This is a genomic window from Amycolatopsis echigonensis (genome assembly GCF_014174495.1).
In the GTDB taxonomy this organism is placed as follows: domain Bacteria; phylum Actinomycetota; class Actinomycetes; order Mycobacteriales; family Pseudonocardiaceae; genus Amycolatopsis; species Amycolatopsis echigonensis.
On record NZ_JACJHR010000054.1, the window covers coordinates 49243 to 62262 of the forward strand.

Genomic DNA, 13020 nt, shown 5'->3' on the forward strand with positions numbered 1-13020 from the left:
CTAGGCGCCGTCCCGCAGGGAACGGGCCATGCTCCGCAGGATCCGGAACGCGTCCGCCTGCTCGGCCTCGGTCAGCCCGGACAGCATCCTGACCTCGACGGCCCGCACCGCGGCGCTCGCCTTCTCCAGGCTTCGCCGTCCGCGAGGCGTGAGCCGGGTGGGAAGAGCCTTGCCGACCGGCGCCTCCGCGGGCCTGGTCACGTAACCGTCCCGTTCCAGGGCTTGGAGCAGCACGTTCATCGATTGCCGGGTCACGAACGCGCCCCGCGCGAGCTCGGAATTCGACAGGCCTGGCCGCTGAGCCAGCAGTTCCAGGCAGGAGTAGTGCGTCACCGTCATCCCGAGCGGACGCAGCACTTCCTCCATGGCTGCCCGCAGCGCGCTCGAGGTTTCTTTCAGCAGATAGCCCAGTGACTTGTCCAGGTCGACACCGCCGCGGTCTTGACTCATGTCAGGATTCTGACATACAGTCGATCATGTCAGGAACCTGACATGACGAAAAGGAGCAGCACCGTGCCCGCCATCGGCCCCGATTTCCTCTCGCTCCAGGCGCGTGACCTGGAAGCTTCACAGGCGTTCTACGAGCGCTACCTCGGCCTGGTCCGCTCGCCGGCCGGACCGCCGCACGCCGTCGTCTTCGCAACGAAGCCGATCGCGTTCGCCCTCCGCGAGGTCGTGCCCGGCACCGATCTCGCCTCCGCCGCCCGCCCGGGCATCGGCGCCGCGATCTGGCTGCTCGCCACCGACGTCCAGGCCATTCACGACGCGCTCGTCGCCGACGGGCACCCCATCGTCTCCGCGCCGATCGACGGTCCCTTCGGCCGGACGTTCACCTTCGCCGACCCCGACGGCTACCACGTCACCCTTCACGACCGTGGCTGAGACGAGCAGCCTGGATTTCGGAGCGACCGGAGCACTCGGTCAGCGCGAAGCGAGGTCGGTCGTAGTGGGGCGGGAAGTCGCATATCAACCGGTCTCGTGGAGAAGTTGACGGCGAAATGAACGACGTCCCCTCCGGTCAGCGATTCTGGATCAACACCGTCAGCCTGGACCACGTCGAAGCGGCCATCGAGGGCGGCTTCACGCAAGCGGACCACGGTGCGGGCACCCGTCTTCGCCAGCCAAGTCCAGGCGACGAGATGATTTTCTACTCGCCGCGCACGAGTTTGCGGGGAGGCGCACCCGTCCGGCAGTTCACCGCATGGGCCACCATTACCGGCGAAAAGCCTTACCAGGCCTACGTCAGTGACGACTTCCGACCATGGCGGCTCGCGGCTTCCTTCCACGCCTGCACGCGAGTGGACGCCAAGCCGCTGGTCGCCCAGTTGTCCTTCGTCACCGACCCGGCGCATTGGGGTTTGCCGTTCCGCCGCGGCTTGTTTGCCATTCCGCAGCAGGATTTCGCGACGATCCTCACGCACATGACCGCGTGACGGCGCCGCGGTTCTCTCTCGGGGGACCTGCGCCCGTCTCGCCTCAGCTGTGGTGCGTGTCCGCTTGCCAGCTGAGGAACGCGTCCAGCGTCGCGGACCGGTGTGCCCGCGCGCAGTGCTCGATCCATTCGGCTCCGGAACCGGAGCGGATCAGGTCCAGCAGCTGGTCGTGTTCGGCGACCGAGGCGAGCGCGCGGGCGGGCACGAACGAGAACGTCGAATCGCGGATCGCGGCGAGCTGGGCCCAGCCCTTGTTGACCAGGTCGACCAGGCTGGGGTTGGGGCAGCGGGTGTAGAGCACCTCGTGGAACTCGTGGTTGAGCCGGGTGAACTCGACCGGTTCGAGCTGGTCGAGACCGGCGCGCAGGCGGTCGTTGAGCTCAGCGGCCTCGGCGAGGTCGTCGGCCGTCAGATGCGGCGCGGCGAGCGCGGTGGCCGCGCTTTCCACGATCGCGAGCATCTGCATCGTGTGCTCGTAGCCGACCGGGTCGATCGCCGCGACGGTCGCGCCGACGTTGCGCTCGAAGTGCACCAGACCCTCGGCCTGCAACAGCCGCACCGCTTCCCGCACCGGAACCGTGCTCACGTCGAATTCCTTGGCCAGCGAACCGAGCACCAGCCGGTGCCCGGCCGGGTACGCGCCGGCGGTGATCCGGGATTTCAGCACCTGATACGTGTGCTGGCTCTTGCTGAGCCCGCCGGCCTGCTCGTGCGTTGTGGACATCCCTGACGCCTCCCCTTCGCAACCCGCCGGGGCGGGGTGTCCAGGTCACGGTAACCGGTCGGTTGCTGGCGCTAAATAATATACTATCCAGTCGTCGTGGCTGCTGACTGAAATCGCCGCGCACGCAGTGGTTTCGCCTGATGTAGACAAAGCTCCTGCTCAGTCGCCGTGGTGAGGCTTGTCGGAATGGTGGCTGATTATATACGATCTGCTCCAGTCTGGGAGCACCGTCAGCAGGGAGGCGCAATGCCGCGCACCACCGGGATCAGCAGAGAGCACCGCCGTGTCGTGCTGGCGGCCATGGTCGGCACGACCATCGAATGGTTCGACTTCTTCATCTACGCGATCTGCGCCGGTCTCGTCTTCGCGACGCAGTACTTCGCGGTGCTCGGCAAGGACGCGCTGATCCTGTCCTTCGCGACGGTCGGCATCAGTTTCTTCTTCCGCCCGATCGGCGCGGTGATCGCCGGGCATCTCGGCGACCGGCTGGGCAGGCGCGCGATGCTGATCCTCACCCTGCTGCTGATGGGCATCTCGACGGTGCTGATCGGCCTGGTGCCGAACACCGCGTCGATCGGGGTGTGGGCACCGATCATCCTGGTGCTGCTGCGCATCGTGCAGGGGCTGTCGGCTGGCGGCGAATGGGGCGGCGCGGCCCTGCTCGCGGTCGAGCACGCTCCCGCGGAACGGCGCGGGCTGTACGGCGCGTTCCCGCAGATCGGCGTGCCGATCGGGCTGCTGCTGGCCAATGGCGTCCTCGCGCTGGTCACCGCGGTGACGACGCCGGAGCAGTTTCTCGCGTGGGGCTGGCGGATCCCGTTCCTGCTGAGCGTGGTGCTGATCGTCGCCGGCCTGATGATCCGGTCCCGGGTCGCGGAAAGCCCGGTGTTCGAGGAGGTCCGCGAGAAGAAGGCGCGGTCGAGCATGCCGCTGGTGCAGTTGTTCCGGCACCACTGGAAGCTGGTCGTCGCGGGTGCACTGCTGTTCGCGGCCAACAACGCCGTCGGCTACATGACCACCGGCGGATACGTGCAGTCGTACGCGACCAAGTCGCTGCACCTGGACCGGTCGACGGTGCTCATCGCGGTGATGATCTCCGCCGTCGCCTGGCTGGTGAGCACGCTCGCCGGTGGCTGGCTCGCCGACCGCGTCGGCCGAGTGCGCACCTATCAGATCGGGTTCGTGCTGCAGCTGGTCTGGATGTTCCCGTTCTTCGAGCTGGTCAACACGGGAAGCGTCGGGATGCTCGTGCTCGCGCTGGTGCTGTTCTCGGTCGGGCTCGGGTTGACCTACGGACCGCAGTCGGCGCTGTACGCGGAGATGTACCCGACGACGGTCCGCTACAGCGGCGCGGCGATCTCGTACGCGATCGGCGCAGTGCTCGGCGGAGCGTTCGCGCCGACTATCGCCGAGGCACTGCAGACCAGCACCGGAACGGTCTACGCAGTCGGCGGCTACCTCGCCGTGATGACCGTGATCGGCCTGGTCACGAGCTTCTTCGTCAAGGACCGGAAGGGCGCGTCGCTCAGTTCCGCGCCCGCGGACGCACCGGCGGCAACAGTCGAAAACGTCTGAGCGGGGGCGCGCGATGCGGACCCAGAGCCGGAAGGACTACTGCGCGTGGCTCGAAGCGGCCGCCCGGGACGCGCACGACGCGATCAACCGGATCCACGTCGACGCCTACGCCGATTTGGTCCGCGCCGCCGAGCTCTACCAGGGCGAGCTGGCGTGCCGCCGTCCGGTGCGGCGGCACGCGCCCGGTCTGCCCGGCCGGGGACATCGCCATCGGGACGCCGGCCTGCGGAGTTCCGCGACGGCGCGCGTCGAGGGGCCGCGGTTCGCCGATCCCCGGCCGGGCGGGTAGAAAGGGCGGCGGCGGCCGGTCGCCGCTTCCCGCGGCGCCGGCCGGTTGAGCCGACCCCGAGGAGGAGCAATGCCGGACCAGCAGCCGAACCCGCTGTGGCACCCGTTCGCGGACATGGGCGCGGTCGACGGAAACCGGTTCGTGGTGACCCGCGGCGAGGGGTCCTATGTGTGGGACGACGCCGGCCGACGCTACTTCGACGCCTCCGCGTCGCTGTGGTACTCGAACCTCGGCCACGGCCGTCCCGAGATCACCCGCGCGGTCACCGAGCAGCTGGAGAAGCTCGACGCGTACAACCTGTTCGGCGGGGTCGCGAACGAACCGGCGCTGAAGCTGGCGTCGCGGCTGTCCGAGCTGGCTCCGGTGCCGGGGTCGAAGGTGTTCCTCGGCTCGGGCGGCGGCGACATGGTGGACACCGCGGTGAAGATCGCGCGCTCCTATTTCGTCCACACTGGACGCCCGGACAAGACCCACGTCATCAGCCGGACCCAGGGTTACCACGGCACCCACGGATTCGGGACCGCCGCGGCCGGGATCCCGGCGAACGCGGAGGGCTGGGGTCCGCCGGCCGCGGATTTCTCGCAGGTGCCGTACGACAACGCGGCGGCGCTGGAGGAGGAAATCCTCCGGGTGGGGCCGGAGCGGGTCGCCGCGTTCTTCTGCGAACCAGTCATCGGTGCGGGCGGCGTGCTGCTGCCGCCGGACGGGTACATCGAGGAAGTGGCGGCGATCTGCCGCAAGCACGAGGTGCTGTTCGTCGCCGACTGCGTGATCTGCGCGTGGGGCCGGCTCGGCACCTGGTACGGCATCGACCGGTGGTCGGTGCAGCCGGACTTGGTGACCACAGCGAAGGGCGTGACGAGCGGGACTATCCCGCTGGGCGTGCTGCTGGTGGCACCGCACGTGGCGGAGCCGTTCTTCACCGGCCGCCCGGGCGCGCCGATCCTGCGCCACGGCGCGACGTACGCCGGGCACCCGGTCGCTTGCGCCGCGGCGAACGCGACGCTGGACATCTACGAGCGCGACGACATCATCCCGCGCGGCAAGGCGCTGGAGAAGCCGCTCGCGGACGCGCTTTCCGGGGCCGTCGGGCATCCGGCGGTGGCGGAAGTCCGGGCCGGGCTGGGGTTCCTGGCCGCGGTGGAACTTGCGCCGGACCTGCTTGCCGCGGACCCGGGTGCGCCCGGCCGGCTGCACAAGTTCCTGCTCGAGGAGGGCGTGATCGTGCGCTCGCTCGGCAAGGGAATGGCGGTGTCGCCGCCGCTGGTGGCCGAGGAAGCGGAGCTGGACCTGCTGGCCGCGGCCGTTCCGCGGGCGCTGGACCGGTTGCTGAAGAACTGACGTTTTTTACTGCGGCGGCACCGGGATTTCCGGCGCCGCCGCAGTCGTATGTCTACAAAGGACTACTTACAGGCGAGCGTCCCGGTGCGCAGGGCGTGGTTGTCGTCGTTGTCGTCGTCGGACCACACGACCTGCTTGGTCCCGTTCGCGCACGTCGACTGCGGCGCGATCGCGAAACCCTCGTTGTTGTAATTCGCCATCCCGGACGGGCGGTCGTATTGCGCGGTGACCGCGAACGCGCCCGTCGCGTTGACGTCGAGCGTCGTGGTGCGGCCCTTGCACGTGTTGTCGCATTCGGCCCACAGATGGCCGGTCGCCGGTTCGTATTCGAGGTCCATCACCGCCGGGAACCCGCTGTCGATGGTGGCGACGCGCGTGTACTTGCTCCCGGACTGGTCGAGCGCGTACGCGTAGACCTTGCCGTTGGCCTCCAGGCCGACGAAGTACAGGCCGGTCCCATGGTTCGGGTAGCTCGCCGGGTTGTAGGCGGCTTTCGTGTGCTCGTCCCGGAATTTGTGCGCGGTGAGCGCCGAGTCGGGCACCCAGGCGATGGCCTCGAGGCCCTTGTTGGGCTCGACCGACGGCAGATCCGACGTGAGGTCCCATTCCCCGGTTGCGTTCAGCGCCTTGCCCGACCCGGAGACGGCGTAGCGGAGCACGGCGGGCTTGCTCGTGTCGCCGTTGTCGTTGTCGCGCTCGGTGGAGGTGAAGACCCCGTCCGGGGTGACGACGACTCCTTCGGCGTCCGGGTCGCCGCTGCCGTCGGGGTAGTGCAGGGCCTTGCCCTCGGACCAGCCGTTGGCGGTGTCGGGCCGCCATTTGCTTCCGTCCGGGACTAGCCGGTACAGGGTGCTCGGGCCGTTTTTTACTGCCCACAACACGGTGGGCGATTCGTACGACACGCCGCTGAGGTTGCTGCCGAAAACCCCGGCGTCATCGGCGATGGAGACCTTCGACCCGCCGGGCCACGCCGTGGCTTTCGGGATGGCTGCTGCGGGGGTAGCTGCCGCCGGGGCAGCTGTCGGTGCCGCGTGGGCCGCCCCGGCCCCGGCCGCGAGTGCGAGGACCGACAACGCGACAGTGACCCGGATTTTTCCACGCCGAGGTAGGGCACGCTGGTGCGCAAGCAAAGGAGCCGCTCCTTCTGTCCGTCGGGCACGGGTGCAGGGCCGTGCCGAGGTGGTCGCTGCTGACAAGCGGCGGTCCCGCTTCACGGGACTTACAGCAGTGGATGATCGACAGTGGAGCACAACGCGTGGCCAGTAAGCAACAAACAGCAGGTGATGTTGTCCCGATGACCGGCACGGCGGTTCCGCGCTGGGCCGATCACCGTGCTGTCAACGGCAAACGGCCATCCGGCGACAGCGCCCGGACGCCGAGCGACAATCACTGAGCGGCGGCCACCCGGGTGCCAGGCTGCCACGCCGGGCGGCGGTCACTGGGTGCTGGGGGAGAGTCGTTGGGCTTGTGGTTCGATCGCGCCGGGCGGCGGTCGTCGGCCACCCGGGTGGCCGGCTGCCACGCCGGGCGGCGGTTGCCGGGTGCTGGGGGAGAGTCGTCGGGCTTGTGGTTCGACCACGCCGGGCGGCGGTCGGCGGGCTGCGGTTCCGCCACGCCGACGGCGGTCACCGGTCACCGGGCGGCAGTCGCCGGGCTTGCGGTTGCGCCAAACCCGGCGGCGGTCACCAGGCGGCGGCAGTCACGCCGGGCGGCGGTCACCGGTCACCGGGCGGCAGTCGTCGGGCTTGTGGTTCCACTACGCCGGGCGGCGGTCATCGGCCACCGGGCTGCCACGCCGGGCGGCGGTCACCGGGTGTTGGGCGAGAGTCGTCGGGCTTGCGGTCTGCCACGCCGGGCGGTGATCACCTATCGCCGGGCGGCGGTCCGCCACCCCGACGGCGGTCACCGGCCACCGGGCGGCAGTCGTCGGGCTTGCAGTTCCGCCAAACCCGGCGGCGGTCACCAGGCGGCGGGCACCCACGCCGGGCGACAGTCACCGTGCGGCGGTCACCGGGCTTGTGGTTCCGCCACGCCGGGCGGCGTCACCGAGTGCCGGGTGACAGTCACCGTATGGCAGTCACCGAGCGGCGGTCACCTGGCTTGTGGTTCCGCCACGCCGGGCGGCGTCACCGGGTGCAGAGCGGCAGTCACCGGGCGGTGGTCCGCCACACCGGCACGTTGACGACCGCCGCTGGCATTCCGGGGGTCCCGGTGTCGCCGGGGACGATCGTGAAGCGCCATTTGTCCACGCCGCCTCCCATGATCTCGGCATAGCGGCGGGCGCCGTCCGCGTTCGCGAAGCGGACCTGCTGACCACTGGCGAGGTGGGTGATCTTGACCGCCACACTGCCTCCTGGGATCGATCGACGGACGGGTTCTGCGTGGGCGCCGGCCCGCGGAGCTTCCCCCTCCGGGGCCGGCCCAACCAGTAGAACACGTGTTCGATTCCCTGGGCAATCCAGGTCCCCCTCCCGAGCGACCCCGGACCGTGCCCGTGGGTCGAGTCCGCCGGTGCGGCGGCGGAAATCGGTTCGTAGACGGGAGTTCGCAGCGGGATCTCGGACGGAGCGCGGCCGAGGCGCAGGGTCGAGCCAGAGCGGCCAGCGGCCCTTCCCTCGGGCGGCCCGGCGTTCGCCGCGGCCGAGCATCGAAGGCTATGCGGTGCGGACGACCTCAGCGTAACCGAAGCGGAATCGCTTGTGTCCCAACAGAAACCCAAGTCAACCGGGCAGACCTCACCGCGCCCGCACCATCGCCACCCGAGGCCACCGGTCCAGCCCTCGCGCGATTTCCGCCCGCCGGATCTCTCGCAGCGCCGGACCCTGCTCCTCGTCGGCCAGCACGCGGAACCCGAGCCGCTCGTAGTAGGGCGCGTTCCACGGCACCTCGGCGAACGTCGTCAGTGTCAGCCCGGACCGCCCGCGCTCCGCGGCCCAGTCGCCGACCGTCTCGATCAGCGCCCGCCCCAGCCCGCGGCGCGCGTGGCTCGGCAGCAGCGAAACCTGTTCCACGTGGCCGAAACCGTCGACCTCCTCGGCGAGCACGTACGCCGCGATCGTCCCGTCGTCGTCCCAGACCCAGCATCGGCCCGCGGCCTGGAATGCCGCGAGGTCCTCGACCGAAGGCGGTGCGTCGTCGGCGATCTCGGCCATGCCGACGGTCCGGAACGGTTCTCCGGCGGCGCGTTCGAGATCGGGCAGCACGGGAAGGTCGGCCGAAGCGGCGAGACGGATCACTGGCCCGATTTTACGGCTACACGGAGTATTCGGAAATCGCATTTCCGATCTGCTCGGCGTAAGAGCGCAACGCCGCGATCGCCCGCTGGCGCTCGCCGTCGCCGATGCGGGTGGCCGGCCCGACGAAGGTCAGGACGCTCGGCCGGTGCCGGTCGGCGCTGACCGGCACCGAGCAGCACCACACGCCGTCCTCGATCTCGCCCCAGCTCTGCATGAAGCGATTGGCCAGCGCGTCCTTGAGGGCGTCGCGCACCTCGGCGCCGCGTTCCCGGGCGATCCGGGCGACCTGGCGTTCGCGTTCGCCGTCGGGCAGGAGGGCGAGCAGCATCTTCCCGGTCGCGCCGACGCCGAGCGGGATCGAATGCCCCGGCTGGAACGTGAACCGCATCGGGCGGTCGCATTCGACCAGGTCGCTGCACACCGCGGCCTCGCCGAAGTGCTGGAACAGCAGGACGGTCTCGCCGAGTTCGCGCACGGCCTCTTCCATCACCGGCCGCGCGACCCGGGCCAGGTCGTTCGCGAGCCGGGCGGCGCGCGCGAGCGGCATGACGCGGCTGGTGACGTGATAGCGCCCGGACCGGGACTCTTCGAGCAGCTGCAATTCTTTCAGCAACTGCACGTAACGGTAGGTAGTGGCGACCGGACTGCCGATCGCCTCGGCGAGTTCCGCCACGCTGGCCTCCCAGCGCCGCTCGGTGAACGACAACAGCAACTGGAGCACTTTCCGGGAACTGTTGGCCCCGGCCGTGCGACGGAGACCGGGCTCAGACATCGTGAAACCTCTTCGCGAGTTCACCAAATCCAGTTACGAACGCGTCGGTAAATTACCACAGGTCACGGTTTTTCCGCCCCGGCGAGAAACGGGGTCAGCAATCCGGGGACGGCGGTGTCCGCGAGAGCGAGCCCGGCGCCTTCGTCGACATCCAGCACGCGGTAGTGCCCCCGGCCGGCGGCAACGGGCGCGATGACGGTGACCAGTCCGGCCCGCCGCTGGAACAGCGACTGGTGCACGACGATCCCGGTGAGCCGGTCCCGCCGGACGGCGACCGTCGCCCTGGCCAGCGACCCGGAACGGGTGACGAGGTAGCGGCCGGTGATCGCGTGGCCGAGCGAGCGGTACCGGTCGAAGCCGACTAGGACGGCGAACGGCAGCAGCACGAGCGCGGCCTGCCACGGCCATTCCGGCAGTACATCCAGCCAGGCCAGCGCGAACAGTGCGGCCGACAGCGCCAGCACGGCGAATACGGCGCGGGTGAGCCGGCGGGTCAGCGCGCGCCGGGAATGCCGCACGAGGGGGACATTCGTGAAGTCCGCGCCGAGCACCTCGCTCGCGATCTCCCGGGCTTTCCCGGCCGGAGCAGGCGGCAGCAGCAGGCCGCCGCCGCGGTCCGCGCCCTTGCCCTCGCGCAGCCCGGCCGCGACCGCGACGCATTTCGCGCCGCCGACCATCCGCAGCGGCAACGGTTCCTTGATCTCGACGCCGCGCAACCGGTCTTCCTCGATCGACACCGACCGCGTCGTGATCAGGCCGCGCCGGATGTGCAGCGTGCCGCCCGGTTCGCGGGTGAGCCGGAAGTTCCAGAACGACAACACGTATCCGCCGACCGACAGCACCGACACGAGCACGAGCAGCCCGGCCGCCGCGAGCACCACGGTGAGCCACACCGGTTGTTCGAGCGCGCGGTTGGTGAGGTCGCGCAGCGGCCCGAAACTTGTCGGATCGAAGTGCAGTTCGTGCGCGAAGTGATAGACGGTGCCGAGGATCGCGGCGACCACCGCGAGCCCGGACAACGTGAACGGCGCGTACCGCACCCAGCGTTTGTCGACCTCGGCGACGAGCGATTCCGGCGGTTGCGGCGCTTCGGTTTCCACGGTTTTCCGGTGCAGCAACAGGGCCCGCAGCCGCTCGGCCTCCGCGCGGGTGACCGCGTCGAGCACGAGCTGGTCCTTGCCCGGTCCTTTTCCGTGATCATGCCGTCCGGTGCCGATTCGTACCGCAGACAGCGAGAAAAGCCGATGTTTCGGTTCCGAAAGCACGTCTACGGTACGGATTCGATCGCGCGGAATCGCGCGTTGCTTGCGCAGCAGCAGCCCGGTGTGCCATTCGATCTGGGTCGCGGTGACGCGGTAGCGCGAGGTGAGGCAGTGCGAAATGCCGACGCCGATCGTCACCGCGGTGGCGGCGAGACCGATCCACTGCCAGTTGTTTCCGTGGCCGAGCAGCAGCGCACCAACGAGTACCGGCAGCGACTTCACGAGGTCGAGGACCGGGCGGATCAGCAACATCCGGCGGTCGAGGCGATGCCAGGGCGCGTCGCCGGTGCCTTCGGCGGCGACCGGCGGGGAAGGCGCGGCGGCGTTCACGTCGCGTCCCCGCGCACGGCCTGCGTGGTGTGGGTCAGCTCGTCGGCCAGCGAGACCGCGACGTCACGGTCGAGCCCGGAGATGCGCAGCGGCCCGGCGGCGGACGCGGTGGTGACGGTGAGCCGGGACAGCCCGAACAGCTGCTCCAGCGGGCCGCGTTCGACGTCCACCGTCTGGATCCGCGAGATCGGCGCGATCCGCCACTCCTGCTTCAGCCAGCCGGACTGGGTGTAGACGGCCTCGGCGGTGACTTCCCAGCGGTGCACGCGGTAGCGCCACTGCGGCATGACGAGCAGGTGCAGCGGGGCCAGCACGCAGGAGAGCAGCAGCGTCACGGTGAGCCACGACGGCGGGTCGTCCGCGGTCGCGACCACCACCGCCTGCACCGCGACCACGAGCAGCCAGCCGGCCCCCGCCGACGCCGCCCAGTGGCCGATCGCCCGGCGGCTCACCCGGTGTTCGGGCGGGCGCAGCCGCAGTTCAAGCGTGGTGGACTCCTCGATGTTCACCTGCTCAGAGTGCCCGACCGGACGCGGCGATGCCCACGACAAGTGTCACGATGCCCCGATCCGGGTGGCCGACGAGTGCGGGGCGTTACTATTTCCGCCGCGAGCGGGATGGATTCGCAGCCGGGCCGCGTTGTACCGCGTACGTCCGTGCAAGCGAGAAGCAGCAGGAGGATCCGGTGGGACTCGATCCCGAGGAACTGTACGAGGTGGACTCGGACGTCCCCGACCTGAACGGAGCGGTGCTCCTGCACTTCTTCGAGGGCTTCATGGACGCGGGTTCGGCCGGGCGCCTGGTCACCGACCACCTCACCGGCGAGGTCGAGAACCGGATCGTCGCGCGGTTCGACGTCGACCGGCTCATCGACTACCGGTCGCGCCGCCCGGCGATGATCTACGCGGTCGACCACTGGGAGGAATACGAGACCCCCGAGCTGGTCGTTCGCCTGCTGCACGACGACGACGGCATCCCGTTCCTGCTGCTTTCCGGCCTGGAGCCGGACCGCGAATGGGAGCTGTTCGCGGCCGCCGTGCGCCAGCTGGTGGAGCGCTGGGGCGTGCGGCTCACCGTCGGCTACCACGGGATCCCGATGGGGGCCCCGCACACGCGCCCGCTCGGCGTCACCGCGCACGCGACCCGCGAGCACCTGATCGGCGAGCACCAGCCGCTGCCGAACCGCATGCAGGTCCCGGGCAGCATCGCCGCCATGCTGGAATACCGCTTCGGCGAATGGGGCCACGACGCGATGGGCTTCGCCGCGCACGTGCCGCACTACCTGGCGCAGTCGACCTACCCCGCCGCCGCGCTGACGATCCTCGACTCGATCGGCAAGGCCACTGGCCTGCGCCTGCCCGACGGCGAACTGCGCACCGCGGCCGAGGTGGCCAAGGCGGAAATCGACCGCCAGGTCGCGGAATCCGAGGAATCCGCGGACGTGGTGCGCGCGCTGGAGCGTCAGTACGACACGTTCACCGAAGCTTCCGGGCACAGCCTGCTCGCCGAATCGCAGGAACACATGCCGACAGCGGAAGAGCTGGGCTCGCAGTTCGAGCGATTTCTCGCCGAACAGGGCGGGGACGGCTCCGAACGCTGAGCCGAGAGGTAAGCGACGCCTGCGGATCGGACCGTCTGCCAGGCCCACCAGAGCCGGGCTGTCATGATCGCCACGCCGGACATGGTGCGGCCCGCACGTTGCCGCAAGGCTGCGGTGGCGGGTGTGGTGGATGACATCTGCGTTCAGGCTAGCTGTTCGGCTCGGTTGTCGCTTGGCGGCATCCGTGCCGCTCAGGTCTGAAGCGGCCCGATGCGGTGTGGGGCGCTCGGCTGGGGCGCGACGTGACCAGCGCCTGCTCGGCCCCGCCCAGGCTCGGCGAGCGTGAAGAGCTTCCGCGCCAGCCTCCGTAGCAAGGCGCTCCCCCGAAACGGGTTTCTCCGCAGCGGCCTGGGCGGCGGGTTCGGCGGCGCGTTGCTCGCCAGGGCGCGGAGCACCGGCTGAGCGGAGGCGGACCCGCATGGTTCAGCTCCCGCGAAGGCTCGTGGGGGACCCCTGAA

The 13020-nt window shown here is 69.9% G+C and carries 14 protein-coding genes; 6 read left to right on the plus strand and 8 right to left on the minus strand.

Features of this window, described 5'->3' with window-relative positions; all coding sequences use genetic code 11:
* Complete coding sequence (locus tag H5411_RS30650) at positions 1–450, minus strand: MarR family winged helix-turn-helix transcriptional regulator (RefSeq protein ID WP_183125850.1); 450 nt, start codon at positions 448–450, stop codon at positions 1–3.
* A 63-nt stretch (positions 451–513) separates the two neighbouring features.
* On the opposite strand from H5411_RS30650, the gene H5411_RS30655 reads away from it, so the two are divergent.
* Positions 514–882: a VOC family protein gene (locus tag H5411_RS30655; RefSeq protein ID WP_183125864.1), complete on the plus strand. Its 369-nt coding sequence runs from the start codon at positions 514–516 to the stop codon at positions 880–882.
* Positions 883–998: 116 nt separating this feature from the next.
* The gene (locus H5411_RS30660) at positions 999–1433 is read left to right on the plus strand and encodes an EVE domain-containing protein (RefSeq protein WP_183125851.1); all 435 of its coding nucleotides are present in this window, start codon (positions 999–1001) and stop codon (positions 1431–1433) included.
* 43 nt (positions 1434–1476) lie between these two features.
* Here H5411_RS30660 and H5411_RS30665 read toward each other — a convergent pair whose 3' ends face one another.
* A complete protein-coding gene (locus H5411_RS30665; protein WP_183125852.1) occupies positions 1477–2157 on the minus strand; it encodes a GntR family transcriptional regulator in 681 nt (226 codons plus the stop codon).
* 246 nt (positions 2158–2403) lie between these two features.
* Here H5411_RS30665 and H5411_RS30670 point away from each other — a divergent pair, with 246 nt between their 5' ends.
* The 3 genes from H5411_RS30670 to H5411_RS30680 all read left to right on the plus strand — a co-directional run bounded on the left by H5411_RS30670 (position 2404) and on the right by H5411_RS30680 (position 5362).
* Positions 2404–3732 carry an MFS transporter gene (locus tag H5411_RS30670; RefSeq protein WP_183125853.1) on the plus strand — a complete coding sequence of 443 codons (1329 nt, stop codon included), beginning with the start codon at positions 2404–2406 and terminating at the stop codon, positions 3730–3732.
* Positions 3733–3745: 13 nt separating this feature from the next.
* A complete protein-coding gene (locus tag H5411_RS30675) occupies positions 3746–4021 on the plus strand; it encodes a hypothetical protein (protein ID WP_183125854.1) in 276 nt (91 codons plus the stop codon).
* Between the two features lie 69 nt (positions 4022–4090).
* The gene (locus tag H5411_RS30680) at positions 4091–5362 is read left to right on the plus strand and encodes an aminotransferase family protein (protein ID WP_183125855.1); all 1272 of its coding nucleotides are present in this window, start codon (positions 4091–4093) and stop codon (positions 5360–5362) included.
* Between the two features lie 62 nt (positions 5363–5424).
* Here the strand turns inward: H5411_RS30680 and H5411_RS30685 are convergent, their stop codons facing one another.
* The 6 genes from H5411_RS30685 to H5411_RS30710 all read right to left on the minus strand — a co-directional run bounded on the left by H5411_RS30685 (position 5425) and on the right by H5411_RS30710 (position 11471).
* Positions 5425–6435 (minus strand): esterase-like activity of phytase family protein, encoded by a 1011-nt coding sequence (locus H5411_RS30685; RefSeq protein ID WP_246369451.1) that lies wholly within the window; start codon positions 6433–6435, stop codon positions 5425–5427.
* A 1074-nt stretch (positions 6436–7509) separates the two neighbouring features.
* On the minus strand, positions 7510–7707 hold the full coding sequence (locus tag H5411_RS30690; RefSeq protein WP_183125857.1) for a hypothetical protein: 198 nt from the start codon (positions 7705–7707) through the stop codon (positions 7510–7512).
* A gap of 390 nt (positions 7708–8097) precedes the next feature.
* Positions 8098–8598 (minus strand): GNAT family N-acetyltransferase, encoded by a 501-nt coding sequence (locus H5411_RS30695; protein ID WP_183125858.1) that lies wholly within the window; start codon positions 8596–8598, stop codon positions 8098–8100.
* A 16-nt stretch (positions 8599–8614) separates the two neighbouring features.
* Positions 8615–9370, minus strand: coding sequence for an IclR family transcriptional regulator (locus H5411_RS30700; RefSeq protein ID WP_183125859.1), 756 nt, complete (start codon positions 9368–9370; stop codon positions 8615–8617).
* A gap of 62 nt (positions 9371–9432) precedes the next feature.
* On the minus strand, positions 9433–10962 hold the full coding sequence (locus H5411_RS30705; protein WP_183125860.1) for a PH domain-containing protein: 1530 nt from the start codon (positions 10960–10962) through the stop codon (positions 9433–9435).
* On the minus strand, positions 10959–11471 hold the full coding sequence (locus H5411_RS30710; RefSeq protein WP_183125861.1) for a PH domain-containing protein: 513 nt from the start codon (positions 11469–11471) through the stop codon (positions 10959–10961). Before H5411_RS30710 ends, H5411_RS30705 begins: the two co-directional genes overlap by 4 nt.
* A gap of 176 nt (positions 11472–11647) precedes the next feature.
* On the opposite strand from H5411_RS30710, the gene H5411_RS30715 reads away from it, so the two are divergent.
* Positions 11648–12562, plus strand: a complete 915-nt coding sequence (locus H5411_RS30715) for a proteasome assembly chaperone family protein (protein ID WP_101437921.1) — start codon at positions 11648–11650, stop codon at positions 12560–12562.
* Positions 12563–13020 lie beyond the last annotated feature (458 nt).